Source organism: Streptomyces sp. NPDC111802 (assembly GCF_055634335.1).
In genome coordinates this window covers 88,142-102,408 of record NZ_JBVKCZ010000004.1, presented here as the reverse complement: position 1 = coordinate 102,408, position 14,267 = coordinate 88,142, and the positions used below count along the sequence as shown (strand labels likewise).

General features: G+C 69.2%; 12 protein-coding genes and 1 tRNA gene. 7 read left to right on the top strand and 6 right to left on the bottom strand.

Annotated elements, in window-relative coordinates; genetic code table 11:
- Nucleotides 1-24: 24 nt before the first annotated feature.
- Entirely contained in the window at nt 25-996 is a 972-nt protein-coding gene (locus ACZ7NC_RS05300; protein ID WP_471485064.1) for a Ppx/GppA phosphatase family protein, read from the top strand.
- 80 nt (nt 997-1,076) lie between these two features.
- On the opposite strand, the gene ACZ7NC_RS05295 is transcribed toward ACZ7NC_RS05300, so the two are convergent.
- Nucleotides 1,077-1,295 carry a hypothetical protein gene (locus tag ACZ7NC_RS05295; RefSeq protein ID WP_471485062.1) on the bottom strand — a complete coding sequence of 73 codons (219 nt, stop codon included), beginning with the start codon at nt 1,293-1,295 and terminating at the stop codon, nt 1,077-1,079.
- 547 nt (nt 1,296-1,842) lie between these two features.
- Here ACZ7NC_RS05295 and ACZ7NC_RS05290 point away from each other — a divergent pair.
- Both ACZ7NC_RS05290 and ACZ7NC_RS05285 read left to right on the top strand, forming a co-directional pair.
- Nucleotides 1,843-3,222: an NAD(P)/FAD-dependent oxidoreductase gene (locus tag ACZ7NC_RS05290; protein ID WP_471485060.1), complete on the top strand. Its 1,380-nt coding sequence runs from the start codon at nt 1,843-1,845 to the stop codon at nt 3,220-3,222.
- 212 nt (nt 3,223-3,434) lie between these two features.
- On the top strand, nt 3,435-4,745 hold the full coding sequence (locus ACZ7NC_RS05285) for a class I SAM-dependent methyltransferase (protein WP_471485058.1): 1,311 nt from the start codon (nt 3,435-3,437) through the stop codon (nt 4,743-4,745).
- Between the two features lie 72 nt (nt 4,746-4,817).
- Here the strand turns inward: ACZ7NC_RS05285 and ACZ7NC_RS05280 are convergent, their stop codons facing one another.
- Both ACZ7NC_RS05280 and ACZ7NC_RS05275 read right to left on the bottom strand, forming a co-directional pair.
- Nucleotides 4,818-7,352, bottom strand: coding sequence for an ABC transporter permease (locus tag ACZ7NC_RS05280; RefSeq protein ID WP_471485056.1), 2,535 nt, complete (start codon nt 7,350-7,352; stop codon nt 4,818-4,820).
- A complete protein-coding gene (locus ACZ7NC_RS05275) occupies nt 7,352-8,122 on the bottom strand; it encodes an ABC transporter ATP-binding protein (protein ID WP_471485054.1) in 771 nt (256 codons plus the stop codon). Before ACZ7NC_RS05275 ends, ACZ7NC_RS05280 begins: the two co-directional genes overlap by 1 nt.
- A 392-nt stretch (nt 8,123-8,514) precedes the next feature.
- On the opposite strand from ACZ7NC_RS05275, the gene ACZ7NC_RS05270 reads away from it, so the two are divergent.
- From ACZ7NC_RS05270 to ACZ7NC_RS05260, 3 genes are all read left to right on the top strand, one after another.
- Nucleotides 8,515-8,598 (top strand) — tRNA-Leu (locus ACZ7NC_RS05270).
- Nucleotides 8,599-8,727: 129 nt separating this feature from the next.
- The gene (locus ACZ7NC_RS05265) at nt 8,728-9,903 is read left to right on the top strand and encodes a 4-hydroxybenzoate 3-monooxygenase (RefSeq protein WP_471485052.1); all 1,176 of its coding nucleotides are present in this window, start codon (nt 8,728-8,730) and stop codon (nt 9,901-9,903) included.
- Between the two features lie 215 nt (nt 9,904-10,118).
- Nucleotides 10,119-11,015, top strand: a complete 897-nt coding sequence (locus ACZ7NC_RS05260; protein ID WP_471485050.1) for a Bax inhibitor-1/YccA family protein — start codon at nt 10,119-10,121, stop codon at nt 11,013-11,015.
- Between the two features lie 74 nt (nt 11,016-11,089).
- Here ACZ7NC_RS05260 and ACZ7NC_RS05255 read toward each other — a convergent pair whose 3' ends face one another.
- Nucleotides 11,090-11,320, bottom strand: a complete 231-nt coding sequence (locus tag ACZ7NC_RS05255) for a DUF4287 domain-containing protein (protein ID WP_471485049.1) — start codon at nt 11,318-11,320, stop codon at nt 11,090-11,092.
- A 94-nt stretch (nt 11,321-11,414) separates the two neighbouring features.
- Here ACZ7NC_RS05255 and ACZ7NC_RS05250 point away from each other — a divergent pair, with 94 nt between their 5' ends.
- On the top strand, nt 11,415-11,726 hold the full coding sequence (locus tag ACZ7NC_RS05250) for a hypothetical protein (protein WP_471485047.1): 312 nt from the start codon (nt 11,415-11,417) through the stop codon (nt 11,724-11,726).
- A 207-nt stretch (nt 11,727-11,933) separates the two neighbouring features.
- On the opposite strand, the gene ACZ7NC_RS05245 is transcribed toward ACZ7NC_RS05250, so the two are convergent.
- Together ACZ7NC_RS05245 and ACZ7NC_RS05240 are read right to left on the bottom strand one after the other, a co-directional pair.
- Nucleotides 11,934-12,734 (bottom strand): hypothetical protein, encoded by an 801-nt coding sequence (locus ACZ7NC_RS05245; RefSeq protein WP_471485377.1) that lies wholly within the window; start codon nt 12,732-12,734, stop codon nt 11,934-11,936.
- A 282-nt stretch (nt 12,735-13,016) separates the two neighbouring features.
- Nucleotides 13,017-14,237, bottom strand: a complete 1,221-nt coding sequence (locus tag ACZ7NC_RS05240) for an acetyl-CoA C-acetyltransferase (protein ID WP_471485045.1) — start codon at nt 14,235-14,237, stop codon at nt 13,017-13,019.
- Nucleotides 14,238-14,267: the final 30 nt, after the last annotated feature.

Sequence of the window (14,267 nt, the reverse complement as noted above, 5' to 3'; positions counted from 1 at the left end):
GTCCCGTACATCGGAAGGCACCCCATGACCCGCGTCGCAGCCATCGACTGCGGTACGAACTCCATCCGGCTCCTCGTCGCAGATGTCGACCCAGGCGCTGGTGAACTCGTCGACCTGGACCGCCGTATGACCATCGTGCGGCTCGGCCAGGGCGTCGACCGTACGGGGCGGCTCGCCCCGGAGGCGCTGGAGCGGACCTTCGCCGCCTGCCGTGACTACGCGGCGATCATCAAGGAGCACGGCGCCGAGCGGCTTCGCTTCGTGGCCACGTCCGCCTCCCGGGACGCCGAGAACCGGGACGAGTTCGTGCGCGGGGTGATGGACATCCTGGGCGTCGAGCCCGAGGTCATCACCGGGGACCAGGAGGCCGAGTTCTCCTTCACGGGCGCGACGAAGGAGCTGACCGGGCGTGCGGACCTGCACCGGCCCTACCTCGTCGTGGACATCGGCGGTGGGTCGACCGAGTTCGTCGTCGGCGAGGAGCATGTGCGCGCGGCGCGCTCCGTCGACGTCGGCTGTGTGCGGATGACCGAGCGGCATCTGGTGCGGGACGGCGTGGTCTCCGACCCCCCGTCCGAGGAGCAGGTCGCGGCGATACGGGCCGACATCGAGGCGGCTCTCGACCTCGCCGAGGAGACCGTGCCGCTGCGCGAGGCCAGGACGCTGGTGGGGCTGGCCGGTTCGGTCACCACGGTGTCGGCCATCGCCCTGGATCTGCCCGAGTACGACTCGACCCGCATCCACCACTCCCGGATCACCGCCGACCGGGTGCGCGAGATCACCCACTGGCTGCTGCGCTCCACCCACGCCGAGCGCGCCGCCGTGCCCTCCATGCACCCGGGGCGGGTCGACGTCATCGCGGCCGGCGCGCTGGTGCTGCTGGCGATCATGGAGCGGATCGGTGCCGAGGAGGTCGTCGTCAGCGAGCACGACATCCTCGACGGCATCGCCTTCAAGGTGGCGGAGGACGCGGAGGCCGCCAAGCGCGGTCACTGACACGCGCGGCGACGCGGAACGGCCCCGGTGCCTCGTGGGGAGGGACCGGGGCCGTCGTGCGAGCCCGTGCGGGCGGTGGGTCAGTTGCAGATGAGGACGATGAGGCCGTTGCACCCGTCGTCGTCATCGTCGTGGCTCGGACTCGTCTGGGCGACCGTGGCCTTGGAGGGCTCGTGGTCGGATGTGGCCGCGGCGGACGCGGCCGTGGCCGCCCCCGCCGCCAGGGCGATGCCCAGGGCAACGCCGACCGAGACTATTCGCTTGCCGGCCCGCTTGGGGGCCTTCCGTGAGGTGATCATGGCTGCACGCTATGTGGCCTCTCGATCATTTTCGCGCGGAATGTGACCGACCGGGTGACGGTGACTCAGATCGCCTCGGAGGGGTGGTTCGTGTCTCGTTTGCTACCGATCGGTAGCCATCGGCTGAGCGGTGCGGTTAGCGTATGAGCACTCCTCGGGGGGCCTTTCGGGCCCCTCGGAGCCCACTCGAAGTGACGCGCTCAAGAAAGTTCGTGAAGTTCTTCACAAGGAATTCGGCCCTGTCGGAGCACAGATCGCTGTCGGTTGACCCTTCCGAGGGGTGAACAGGGTCTTGAACATGTTCAGATGGTCGATGTAAGGGAGCTTCGAGAGCCTCGCGACGGAGGGTGTCCCGGCCCGCTCACAGGGGGCCCTGGAGCCCGGAGAGGCAGCTCACGCGGCATTGACAACGGGTCGTACCGCCCACCGGTTCCCCGACGTGACCATGAGGTGCGTAACGCGGGCCGGGGATGGTAGCACAGTGCCTGCAAGAGCTTGTGAAGGGGCGCACGAGCGACCCCCCTGAGGCGGGTGGATACTCGATGGCATGAGCACCACGGAGCGTCCCAGGATCCTCGTAGTAGGCGGTGGGTACGTAGGCCTGTACGCAGCTCGGCGCATTCTCAAGAAGATGCGCTACGGCGAGGCGACCGTCACGGTCGTCGACCCCCGGTCGTACATGACCTACCAGCCCTTCCTTCCCGAAACCGCCGCCGGCAGCATCTCCCCGCGCCACGTCGTCGTCCCGCTGCGACGCGTGCTGCCCAAGGCGGAGGTCCTCACCGGCCGGGTCACCACCATCGACCAGGACCGCAAGGTCGCCACGATCGCCCCGCTGGTCGGCGAGGCGTACGAGCTGCCCTTCGACTACCTGGTGATCGCGCTCGGCGCGGTCTCCCGCACCTTCCCGATCCCCGGCCTCGCCGAGCAGGGCATCGGCATGAAGGGCATCGAGGAGGCCATCGGCCTGCGCAACCACGTCCTTGAGCAGCTCGACAAGGCCGACTCCACCACCGACGACGAGATCCGCCGCAAGGCGCTCACCTTCGTCTTCATCGGCGGCGGCTTCGCCGGTGCCGAGACCATCGGTGAGGTCGAGGACATGGCCCGCGACGCGGCCAAGTACTACACCAACGTCTCCCGCGAGGACATGCGGTTCATCCTCGTCGACGCCGCCGACAAGATCCTGCCCGAGGTCGGCCCCAAGCTCGGCCAGTACGGCAAGGAGCACCTGGAGGCCCGCGGGGTCGAGGTCTACCTCTCCACCTCCATGGACTCCTGCGTCGACGGCCACGTCGTGCTGAAGAACGGCCTCGAGGTCGACTCCAACACCATCGTGTGGACGGCCGGCGTCAAGCCGAACCCGGCCCTGGCCCGCTACGGCCTGCCGCTCGGCCCCCGCGGTCACGTCGACTGCGAGCCCACGCTCCAGGTCAAGGGCACCGACTACATCTGGGCCGCCGGTGACAACGCCCAGGTCCCGGACCTCGTCGGCCGCAAGGCGGGCAACGAGAACGCCTGGTGCCCGCCGAACGCGCAGCACGCGCTGCGGCAGGCGCGCGTCCTCGGCGACAACGTGATCTCCGGTATGCGGGGCTTCCCGCAGAAGGACTACTCGCACGCCAACAAGGGCGCGGTGGCGGGCCTCGGCCTCCACAAGGGCGTGGCGATGATCGTCATGGGCAAGATGAAGATCAAGCTCAAGGGCCGTCTCGCCTGGTACATGCACCGTGGCTACCACGGCATGGCGATGCCGACCTGGAACCGCAAGGTCCGCGTCTTCGCCGACTGGACCCTCGGCATGTTCCTCAAGCGCGAGGTCGTCTCCCTCGGCGCGATGGAGCACCCGCGCGAGGAGTTCTACGAGGCCGCCAAGCCGATGCCCGCGGCGCCCAAGGCGGAGAAGACCGAGGCGAAGGCCTCCTGACCGGCTCCGGTCGCTGAACGAACCGAAGGACCTCCCGCCATCCGTGGTGCGGGAGGTCCTTCGGCGTTTTCCCGAGCCGCTGGACGGACCAACTGTGTGCCCGCCGCAGGTATTTTGCCTGGCCGTAACGCGCGTGGGGGACTGCGTCGGGGGTCCGCAGGTGTTTACGTGGTGTTGGACATTCCGGGATCGTTGTCACGGAGGTGTGCGCCATGGCCGACGCCGCTCTGCGGCTGAAAAGCCTCGTCGAACAGTTGCTGGGGGTCCCGCTCCCGGTGCGCATCCGCGCCTGGGACGGTTCGCAGGCGGGTCCGCCCGGCGCCCCGACCCTTGTCGTACGCAACCGCCGTGCCGTACGGCGGCTGTTGTGGAAGCCCGGTGAGCTGGGGCTGGCCCGCGCCTGGGTCGCCGGGGACATCGACATCGAGGGGGATCTCTACACCGCCCTCGATCTGCTCGCGGGGCTCGTGTGGGAGCGGGGCGAGGACGCCCGGAGCCTGGCTCAGGCGCTCCGGGACCCCGAGGTGCGCGCCGCCGTGCGCGGCCTCGTCAAGATCAGCGGGGTGCCGCTGCCGCCCGCGCCGCCGCCCGAGGAGGTGCGCCGGCCCGGCCATCTGCACACCAAGCGCACCGACAGACGCGCCATCAGCCACCACTACGACGTCGGCAACGACTTCTACGAGATCGTCCTCGGGCCGTCCATGGTGTACTCCTGCGCCTACTGGCCGGCCCCGCCGCCGGACGGCACCCTCGAAGCCGCCCAGCGCGACAAGCTGGACCTCATCTGCCGCAAGCTCGACCTGAGCCCCGGTCAGCGGCTGCTCGACGTCGGCTGCGGCTGGGGCTCCATGGCCATCCACGCGGCCCGCGACTACGGCGTGAGCGTCGTCGGCATCACCCTCTCCCAGGAGCAGGCGGCGTACGCCCGCAAGCGCGTCGCCGACCAGGGGCTCACCGACAAGGTGGAGATCCGCGTCCAGGACTACCGGGACGTCGACGACGCGCCCTACGACGCCATCTCCTCCATCGGCATGGCCGAACACGTCGGCGGGGAGCGGTACCTGGAGTACGCCGATGTGCTGCACCGGCTGCTGAAGCCGGGCGGGCGGCTGCTCAACCACCAGATCGGGCGCCGGCCGCAGCGCGACGAATCGACGTACGAGGTCGACGAGTTCATCGACGCCTATGTGTTCCCCGACGGCGAGCTCCAGCCCATCGGGGCCACCGTCACCCAGCTCGAACGCGCCGGCTTCGAGGTGCGCGACGTGGAGTCGATCCGGGAGCACTACGCCCTGACCCTGCGGCGCTGGGTCGCCAATCTGGAGGCCGACTGGGCCCGCGCGGTCAGGCTCACCAGCATCGGGCGCGCCCGCGTCTGGCGGCTGTACATGGCCGCCTCCGCGGTGTCCTTCGAGCGCAACCGCATCGGCGTCAACCAGGTGCTGGCGGTGAAGACGCCGGAAGAGGGGGTTTCCGGGATGCCGCTGCGGGCCCGCAAGTGGAGTGAGCGCGAACGCCGTTGATCCGGACACAAGCGCAAGGGCCGGGCTCCCCCGTCATGGGGAAGCCCGGCCCTTCGGTGTGGCGGAGCTTGGTCACTCGGCCTTGATGGCGTTCAGCATGTTCAGCCTGGCGGCGTTGCGGGCCGGCCACAGCGCGGCCAGGACGCCCACCAGACCGGCCAGCACCAGGAAGATCCCGATCCGGTCCCACGGCAGGACCAGCGCGTAGCCCGGGATCTGCTCCGCGATGGTCTCGCCGATCGCCCAGCCGAGGAACGAGCCGAGACCGATGCCGACGACCGCGCCGAACACCGAGATGACCACGGCCTCCAGCCGGACCATCCGCTTCACCCGGCGCCGGTCGAGACCGATCGCGCGCAGCATGCCGATCTCCTGCTGCCGTTCGAAGACCGACATCGCCAGGGTGTTGACGACGCCCAGCACCGCGATGATCAGGGCCATCGCCAGCAGGCCGTACATGATGTTCAGCAGGGTGTTGATGGCGCCGCCGAACTCGTTGCGGATGTCCTGCCGGTCCATGACCGTGATCGCGGGGTTGTCGCCCAGCGCGTCGATGAGGACCTTCTCGTTCGCCGAGGACTGGCCGCCGTCCACCTTCACGAAGATCTGCCGGATGTACGGCTTCGTCTCGTGCTGGTTCACGACCTTGGTGTCGATGAGGACGGAGGAGAGGAACTCGCTGTCCTTGAAGACGGCGCCGACCGTCAGCGTGTCCTTCTTCTCGTCGCCGAAGGTGACGGGGACGGTGTCGCCGGTCTTCCAGCCCTTGCTCTTGGCCGTCTTCTCGGCGACCGCGATCCGGCCCTTGGCGAGCGAGTCGACGCTGCCGCTGACGACATCGACGTTCAGGACCTTTTCGATGTCGCCCGGAGTGACCGCGGAAGCGGACACGTAGTCGTCGGCACCGACCAGGAAGTAGGCGTCCTGCTGCGGCGAGACCGCGGAGACGCCCTTGGCCTTCTCCAGCGCCGTCAGTGCGGACTGGTCGAGGTCACCGCCGTTCGCCATCGAGACCATGTAGTCGGCCTTGATGTTGTCCGTGGTCATCTTGTCGATGGCCGTGCCGACCGTGATGCCGAGCACCGACAGGCCGGTCACCAGCGTCAGCCCGATCGCCAGCGCCGAGGCGGTGGCGCCGGTACGGCGCGGATTGCGGACGGCGTTCTGGCCGGCCAGCTTGCCGGCCACCCCGAAGGGGCCGACGAGCAGCGGACGGACGAGCGCGATCACGGGCCGGGACAGCAGCGGGATCAGGATGATCACACCGATCAGCGCGAAGAACGCGCCCGCACCGATGTACATCCGGCCGTCGCTGCCGCCGGTCGAGGCACCCAGCACGATGCCGGCCGCGCCGAGGGCGGTGACGGCGGTACCGATGGAGTTGCGCAGCACCAGCGACTTGGTGGTGGCCACCGCGTGGACGCTGTTCATGGCCGCCACCGGCGGGATCTTCGCGGCCCGGCGGCCGGGCAGCCAGGCGGCGAACATCGTGATCAGCACACCGACCGCGATCGCGGCGATCACCGGCGTGGCGGACAGGACCAGCGGGCCGTCCGGGATCTTCATCTCGAACGCGGCCATTCCGGACCGCAGACCGACCGCGAGGCCAATGCCGAGGACGAAGCCGATCACCGACGCGACCAGGCCCACCACCGCGGCCTCGGCGAGCACCGAGCGGGTGATCTGCTTGCGTGACGCACCGACGGCGCGCATCAGGGCGATCTCCTTCGTGCGCTGGGCGACCAGCATCGTGAAGGTGTTGGAGATCAGGAAGATCCCGACGAAGAGCGCGATGCCCGCGAACCCGAGCAGGATCTGCTTGAGCGAGCTCATGCCCTCTTCGATCTGCTTGGCCTGCTCGTCCGCGAGCGCCTGGCCGGTCTGGGCCTCGGCGGTGTCCGGCAGCAGCGGCTTGACCGCGTCCAGGATCTTCGCGTCGTCCGCGCCGGGGGCGGCGGTGACGGTGACGCTCTCGAAGTAGCCCGGCTTGAGGTACTGCTTCTGGGCGACCGCGGTGTCGAAGAGGACGAGGCTGCCGCCGGCGTTCACGGCGCCGTCCTCGGTGGTGAAGACACCGCTGAGGGTGAACTCCTTCACCGGCCCGTTGGTCGCGACCCGCACCCGGTCGCCGACCCGGTACTCGCCCTTGGTCGCGGACTCCTTGTCCAGGGCGATCTGATCGTCCTTCACCGGGCCCGAGCCGTCGGTGAACGTGTAGGCGGTGTCCTTGCCGTCCTTGCCGGGGGCGAAGTTGGAGCCCTTGTTGGACCAGCCGACGCCGATCAGCTTTCCGTCGGGGTCGGCGACCCCGGCGAAGCCCTCGACGCGGCCGTAGGCGCCGGCGACGCCGTCCACGGCGGAGATCTTGTCGAGGGTCTTCCGGGAGAGGCCGGGCTCTTCCTCGGGGTTGTCCGGGTCGGCGTGCGAGGTGACGGAGACGGCGACGTCGTCGTAGCTCTTCGCCGACTGGTTGCGGAAGGCGTTGGAGAGGGTGTCGGCGAAGACCAGGGTGCCGGAGACGAACGCGACGCCGAGCATCACGGCGAGCACGGTCATCAACAGCCGGGCCTTGTGCGCGAGTACGTTGCGCAGGGCAGTGCGGAACATCAGCTGGTGCGGCCCTTCGCGTCGAACTGCTTCATGAAGTCGAGCACGTTGTCCGCGGTCGGCCGGTACATCTCGTCGACGATCCGTCCGTCCGCGAGGAACACCACGCGGTCCGCGTACGCGGCGGCCACCGGATCGTGGGTCACCATCACCACCGTCTGCCCCAACTCCCGTACGGAGTTGCGCAGAAAGCCCAGCACCTCGGCGCCGGAGCGCGAGTCGAGGTTTCCGGTCGGCTCGTCGCCGAAGATGATCTCGGGCTTGGAGGCGAGTGCGCGGGCGACGGCGACGCGCTGCTGCTGGCCGCCGGAGAGCTGGGCGGGGCGGTGGCTGAGCCGGTCGGCGAGGCCGACCATCCCGATCACCGAGTCCAGCCACTGCTTGTCCGCCTTGCGGCCCGCGATGTCCATCGGGAGGGTGATGTTCTCCAGGGCGGTCAGCGTGGGCAGCAGGTTGAACGCCTGGAAGATGAAGCCGATCTTGTCCCGGCGCAACTTGGTGAGCTGCTTGTCCTTCAGGGAGCCGAGCTCGGTGTCGCCGATGCGCACCGAACCGGAGGAGAACGTGTCCAGGCCGGCCACGCAGTGCATCAGCGTGGACTTCCCGGAGCCGGAGGGGCCCATGATCGCGGTGAACTCGGCCTGCCGGAATTCGACGGAGACCCGGTCCAGGGCGACCACCTGGGTCTCGCCCTGTCCGTAGATCTTCGACAGATCCGTGGCCCGTGCGGCCACGGTGGTGGCCCGGTCGGCGATGGGTGCGGTGGTCACGAGAAGAACGCTCCTGAAGGGACGGCGGTGTGTTCGAAGGACGTATCCATCGTCCCGGCCGGGGATCGCCGTGTAGTCCGTCCCTGTTCCGGTTCCGAAGGCAGACTCCGGATGGACCGGGGGCGGCTGTGTCATACCTGAGGATGACGGGGGCCCCTGACAGTTGTTCGCTTCGGAACAGGTGGAGCGTCCTCGTTTGGACGGTGAAATTCCGTCATTCCGTATGCGCCGCCGACCGCCGCACGTAAGGCTATTGGCAAGTGCGGATGGCGTGTTCCGTGGGCTGATGCACCCTCAGACGTCAATAAAATAAGACAACATCGGTCCGCCCGTCCGCTGTTCGGGGGATGTATCCCGATAGGCTCGGGATCTCGATGCGGAGCCCATGGCCTGCCCAGATGGTGGAATGCAGACACGGCGAGCTTAAACCTCGCTGCCCCTTCGCGGGCGTGCCGGTTCAAGTCCGGCTCTGGGCACTTCCGATGCACTCCCTTCCTTCAAGAGTTCACCGCAACCGTTGACAGCGGGCGCGTGCGGCCGGACACTCGCATCCAGAGTTGGTGAATAAAACTTCACCACGCGAACAGCGAGAAGGGAAGCGCCCGATGCGCACCACCGTCGGCATCATCGGAGCGGGCCCCGCCGGCCTCCTCCTCGCGCGGCTGCTGCACGGCGCCGGCATCGACTCGGTCGTCCTGGAGAGCCGCGACCGCGCCTACGTCGAGCACCGCCAGCGCGCCGGAATCCTGGAGCAGGGCACGGTGGACGTGCTGCGCGCGGCCGGCGCCGCGGAGCGGATGGACCGCGAGGGCCTGCGACACGACGGCATCGAGCTGCGCTACGACCGTAAACGCCACCGCGTCGACTTCCCCGCCCGCACCGGCGGCCGCTCGGTGATGGTCTACGCCCAGACCGAGGTCTGCAAGGACCTCATCGCCCTCCAGCTCAAGGAGGGCGGCCCGCTGCTGTTCGAGGCGGAGGCGCTGGCGGTGGAGGGCGCGGACACCGACCGCCCGCGCGTGCGCTTCCGGCACGAGGGCGTCGAGGGCGTCCTCGAATGCGACTACGTCGTCGGCTGCGACGGCTTCTGGGGCGTCTCCCGCAAGGCGATCCCCGAGGAGTTGGTCCGGGTCTTCGAGCGGACGTACCCCTTCGGCTGGCTCGGCATCCTCGCCGACGTGGCCCCCTCGCACGACGAACTCGTCTACGCCCGCCACGACCGCGGCTTCGCCCTGCTCTCCATGCGCTCCCCGTCCGTCTCCCGCCTCTACCTCCAGGTGCCCGAGGGCACGGACGCCGAGGCGTGGAGCGACGACGAGATCTGGGCGGAGCTGGAGCGCCGCTTCGAGACGGCCGACGACTGGCGCCTCGAGCGCGGCCCCATCACCCAGAAGTCGGTCACCCCCATGCGGTCCTACGTCCACGAGCCGATGCGCCACGGCCGTCTCTTCCTGGCCGGTGACGCGGCGCACATCGTGCCTCCGACGGGCGCGAAGGGACTGAATCTGGCCGTTGGTGACGTCGTCACCTTCGCGCGGGCGCTGGCGTACGAGAAGGGGACGGGTTCGGCGGAACTCCTCGACGCCTACTCCGAGACCTGTCTGCGCCGCGTCTGGCAGGCCGAGCGGTTCTCCTACGACATGACGACGCTGCTGCACCGCGCCCCCGAGGCCACGCCGTTCGAGGACCGGCTCCAGCTCGCGCGGCTGGAGCGGATCGCGGGATCGAGGGCGGCCGAGACGGATCTCGCCGAGGCGTACACGGGGTTTCCGTTCGGGTGACCCGGCGGCCCGGGCCGGGCGGGTGATCTCCGACAGGTTCCGGCCACGTCGCAGGTTGGTCATGAATGAGCCCCTCCGTGGCCGGGAATCACCCGGCCGCGTAGCGTGTTGGCCCGCACGACGAGGGAAAGATCCTCCCCAAGCAGTAGGGTCAATCCTTTGCCCACCTATTACTCTTGAGCCAAGGTCGCGCACGGCGATCATGGAGGAGTGAAATGAGGAGCAGCAACCCGGTCTTCTCGCGACGGGGGTTCAGCCGCGACAACGGCTACGCGGGCTTCAACACCGCGCCGCAGGCCGGGGGCGCCGCTGTCGGCACGCAGGGCAACCCGTATGCCCAGCCGCAGGCCGGCAACCCGTACGCGCAGAACCCTTACGCCCAGCAGGACCTGCAGTACGGCGCGCCGCCGCAGGCGCCGGTCACCACCGGCCGCATGACGATGGACGACGTCCTCATGCGCACCGGCACCACGCTCGGCGTCCTGATCGTCACGGCCGCGCTCGCCTGGGCGACGCTGCCGGTCGACGACGCGAACATCAGCCGGTCCTACGGCATCGCGATCGGCGCCGGCCTGATCGGCATGGTGCTGGCGCTCGTCCAGTCCTTCAAGCGCAAGGCCTCGCCCGCGCTGATCCTGACGTACGCCGCGTTCGAGGGCGTGTTCCTCGGCGTGGTCTCCAGCGTCGTCGACAACCGCATCGCCAGCGGTGCGGCCATGCAGGCGGTGCTCGGCACACTCGCGGTCTTCGCCGCGGTGCTGGTGGCGTACAAGGCGGGCTGGATCCGCGTCAACCGCCGCTTCGTCGGCTTCGTGATGGCGGCCGCGCTCGGCTTCATCGTCCTGATGGCGATCAACCTGCTGTTCGCGGTCTTCGGCGGCGGTGACGGCCTCGGCTTCCGCAGCGGCCCGCTCGGCATCCTGTTCGGTGTCATCGGCATCCTGCTCGGCGCCTGCTTCCTCGCCCTGGACTTCAAGCAGGTCGAGGACGGCATCGCCTACGGCGCTCCGCGCGAGGAGGCCTGGCTGGCGGCCTTCGGTCTCACGATGACGCTGGTGTGGATCTACATGGAGTTCCTGAGGCTCATCTCGATCCTCAGCAGCAGCGACTGATCTGAGACGGTCGTGAGCGAAGGGCCCCGGGTCGTCACCCGGGGCCCTTCGGCATGTCCTGTCCCTGTGCGCGCCTAGAGCAGTTTGCGCGCGGCCCTCCTCAGGTCGTACTCGTGGACGATCGCCTTCGCGTGGCCGTACGCGAGGTTGTGCTCATGGCGGAGCCAGCTGACCTTCTCCTCGAAGTTGAAGAGAGCCGGGCCTTCTTCTACGGCGCGCAACCAGTCGGAGACTTCACGACCGGTGCAGTGGGGGATGCGGGCGAGCATGTTGCGGTGGGTCTCCTCGGAGAGGACGTGGGACATCGGCGCCTCCGGACGCAAAGGGGATGTAAGCCGGTCCTTCAGGTCACCGTGCCTGAGCGTTCGCCCGTTGGCAACAGTCGCGTACGCTCACGGCGTGGTTGATACGACGCGTTTGACCCGAGCCGTAGATCACTTCGCCGACCGCTTGCGGGCGGCGCCGCAGAGCCGGCTGCAGCGCAGCGCCGCCGCGGAGGCACTGGCGCTGGCCAGGGAATTGTCCCGTCGGGCCCAGCTTCTGGAGGCGCCCGGGGCGGAGCCCAGGGAGATGCCCGACGCCGGGATGTTCGCGGCGGCCGACCAAGTCACCGTCGCCGTCCATGACTTGGCCCTCGTACTCACGAACGAGGGGGAGGTCGAGGAGGCGGTGATGCTGGTGGAGGAGGCGCAGAAGCGCGCCGGGGTGTGAACGCTAGGGTCTGTCGTTTGGATCAGGTCGGCTGAGAGAGACTGCGCCTTTCAACCAACCCGAGCGGGGTGTGGTGCGTGCAGCTGCAAGGCGGAGGAGGGAGTCGACGCGGAGCGTCGGCGACTGACGACAACGCGGCTGGGGGTCCCCCCTCTGGGGGAGTGCGTGCCACACCCCGCGACGCCGGCATGATCCAAACGACAGGCCCTAGAGGGACGCTATGACCCGGTCGGCCAGGATGTAGACGCTCTCCTCGCCGCACGCGAAGGTCAGCGTGTACGCGCCAGAGACACCCGAACCGCCCAGCAGTACCGGCGTCTCGCCGGCGCGCAGGGCCGCCGCAAGGCGTTCCGCCGTCTCCCGGTGGCCCGGGGTCATGCACAGCGTGGTGCCGTCGGCGAAGACGTAGACGTCCAGGGTGCCCAGCGGGCCGGGGCGGACGTCGGTCAGTTCGACGGCGGATGCGGCCAGTTCCTCAAGGGTGGACACCGTGCGTTCGTGGTCGTTGACCACCGGTGACTGGACGGGGACGAAGTCCGGGTGGGAGGGGTGGCGGCGGCGGGCCGCGGCCAGCTCCGGCGAGTCTCCCCCGGTGGGGGCGCCGCCGGGGAATTCATCGGCGTCCGCGGCCGGCTCCGTCACCGGCTCCAGGTGCTCCAGGCCCGCGAAATCGGACTGCCGGGGCAGGAACAGCTCACTGTCGGACAGACCCAGCAGCGTCGGCCCGTCGGAGGCGTCACGGGACTCCTGGGCGGCCCAGAAGGCGCGCGCCTCGGCCAGCTCCCGCTCGCGTTCCTCGGCGAGCGCCTCGGCGACGGCCGCGCGTATCTCATCGGCGTCGGCGGAGAGGCGGGCCGGCGGGACGAGACCGCGGGCCGCGTTGGCGTTGCTCTGTGCCAGCTCGGTGTGCAGGGCCGCGACCTGTCGGCGCAGCACCCTGAGGGTGCGCAGGACGGCGACGCCCACGGCGCCGGTGGCGGCCGTGGTGAGCAGCAAGGCGATCGGCATGGCGCTCACTGACGTACTCCCGGTTCAAAGTCGACCCCCGACTTCCTACATCAGCTTGAAGGGCGGACTATCCAGCTGTCAGTGCGTAACGTCACGAAACGGACAGGGTTTTGGGCCTGGGGTTTGGTGGTGAAACAGCTCTGACCTGCGTAAATCCCTCCGCGAAGGGAGATAGGTCACATCCTGGGGGAGATTGGATCACAAAACGGCCCAGAACCGTGGAGTTTCCCGGGTTCTGGGCCGAAGCCTCACGCTGGGTCGTGAGTTGACTACCTAGGGACTTCAGCTGAGGCGCTCGATGACCATCGCCATGCCCTGGCCGCCGCCGACGCACATCGTCTCCAGGCCGAACTGCTTGTCGTGGAACTGGAGGGAGTTGATGAGCGTGGTGGTGATGCGGGCGCCGGTCATGCCGAAGGGGTGGCCGACGGCGATGGCGCCGCCGTTGACGTTCAGCCTGTCGATGTCGATGCCCAGCTCGCGGTAGGACGGGATCACCTGGGCGGCGAACGCCTCGTTGATCTCGACCAGGTCGATGTCGTCGATGGTGAGGCCGGCGCGCTGGAGGGCCTGCTTGCTGGCCTCCACCGGGCCGAGGCCCATGATCTCGGGGGACAGGCCCGAGACGCCGGTGGAGACGATGCGGGCGAGCGGGGTGAGGCCGAGCTCGCGGGCCTTGGTGTCGGACATGATGACGACCGCGGCGGCGCCGTCGTTGAGGGGGCAGCAGTTGGCGGCGGTGACGAGGCCGTCGGGGCGGAAGACCGGCTTCAGGCCCGCGACGCCCTCCAGCGTGACGCCGGCGCGGGGGCCGTCGTCCTTGCTGATGACGGTGCCGTCGGGGAGGGCCACCGGGGTGATCTCGCGCTCCCAGAAGCCGTTCTTGATGGCTTCCTCGGCGAGGTTCTGCGAGCGGACGCCGAACTCGTCCATGTCCTGGCGGGTGATGCCCTTGGCGCGGGCCAGGTTCTCCGCGGTCTGCCCCATCGCGATGTAGGGGTCGGGGAGCAGGCCGTCCTCGCGCGGGTCGTGCCAGGTGGAGCCCTCGGACGCGGCGGTGGCGGCGGTGCGGGCCTGCGCCTCGTCGAAGAGCGGGTTGGTGGTGTCCGGCAGGCCGTCGGAGCTGCCCTTGGCGTAGCGGGAGACCGTCTCGACGCCCGCCGAGATGAAGACGTCGCCCTCGCCGGCCTTGATGGCGTGCAGGGCCATCCGGCTGGTCTGGAGGGAGGAGGAGCAGTAGCGGGTGATCGTGCAGCCGGGGAGGTGGTCCATGCCCATCTGCACGGCGACGATGCGGCCCAGGTTGTAGCCCTGCTCGCCGCCGGGGAGACCGCAGCCGAGCATCAGGTCGTCGATGTCCCTCGGGTCCAGCTCGGGGACCTTGGACAGGGCGGCCTGGATGATGGTGGCGGTGAGGTCGTCCGGGCGCAGGTCCTTGAGGGAGCCCTTGACGGCGCGGCCGATCGGGGAGCGGGCGGTCGAGACGATGACGGCTTCGGGCATCACGGCTCCAGTGGCATACCAGGGGGTCGG